We start from the raw sequence: 1,231 nt of genomic DNA, 5'->3' as shown, positions 1-1,231 counted from the left end.
GGTGGTGCAGGCCGAGTTGCTGCGCGCGGCGCACACCCCGCGTCGCCGGGCTGCCCCGCGCCGAGGCCGCCGCCCTGCGCGTCGTACGGGGCCTGCGCGCGGCCCGGGAGCGCAGCGGCGCCCACCGCCTCGCGGACCTCACCGCGGCCTTCCGCGAACTGCTGCACACCGCCGCCGTCCTGGCCTCCGGTACCGCCGATGCGGCCGCGGCCGGCACGGTGCGCCGCGCGTACCGGCCGGGCGGCAGCCTGCGGGTGCTCGGCCTGTGCCGCGAGCCGGTGCTCTCCGCCACCGGGTACGGGGGAGTGGTCACCCACCTGCTGGCCGCGGACGGCGCACACCACTCGGTGTCCGACGTCCGCCCCGGCGGCCTGGCCCGCGCCAAGGGCGCCGGATCCGCCTCCGTGGCGCTCGGCGGCGCCGTCCTCGACCATGCGGGCCTGTCCCGCGGCGGGCTGCGGATCGCCGGGGCCACCGTCTCCGCCGACGGCCGGCTCGGCGCCGGGCGCGGGGTGCAGGCGACCCCGCTGCGCGGCGTGCCCTGGACCGAGGAGCCGGCCGCCGCCCTGTTCGCCCGCCCGGCCGCCGAGGCCGTGGCGGCGCAGCTCGCCGCCGCCGAGGGCCCCGACCCGGCCGCCCCCGCCCTGCTGGGCTGCGACGTCACGGTGGCCGGCGCCGCCGGCGAGGACCTCCTGGTCCGCGAGATCCGCCCGGACGGCCTCGCGGGGCCGCTGCTCCGGCTGCGCGCGGCCCACCCCCACCCGGAGCTGCCGCACACGGAGAACCTGCGCCGCATCGCCGGCCGTCCGGGGCTGGCGCTGCGCGTCCTGGGCCGCCCCGACCTGGACCGGGCCGCGACGCTGCGGCCCCTCGCCGTCGGCCCCGTACCGGGTGCGCCGTACACCCTGCAGCTGCCCGAGGAGTGGCTGGGCCGCGCCGACCTGGGCTACGACCGCCTCCAGGGCAGCCACTTCCCGCCCCCCTCCGCCGCCCCGGAGCCGCACGCCGCCCCCGGGCCGGGCCCCGCCGCGGCTGCGGACCCGCTGGACGACTCGCCGCTGTGGCGGGTGCGCCGGCTGCTGGAGAGCGGGGTCGCCGGGGGCCGCCGGGGCGGGGGCGCGGGGGCGCCCCGGCCCCCCCCCCCCCCCGGGGGGCGGGGGCCGGGGGGGGGGGGGGGGGCCCCCCCCCCCGCCCGGGGGGGCGGCCCGGGCCCGGGGGGGGGGCGCGGCCC

General features: G+C 83.9%; 1 pseudogene. It reads left to right on the top strand.

Annotated elements, in window-relative coordinates:
* Positions 1–1,231, top strand: a pseudogene (locus AB0F11_RS38280) (hypothetical protein); the annotation flags it as partial.

The organism is Streptomyces sp. NPDC032472 (assembly GCF_040636955.1).
Lineage (GTDB): Bacteria > Actinomycetota > Actinomycetes > Streptomycetales > Streptomycetaceae > Streptomyces.
The sequence above is the reverse complement of the archived record's forward strand: the minus strand, read 5'-3'. Positions and strand labels throughout refer to the sequence as shown.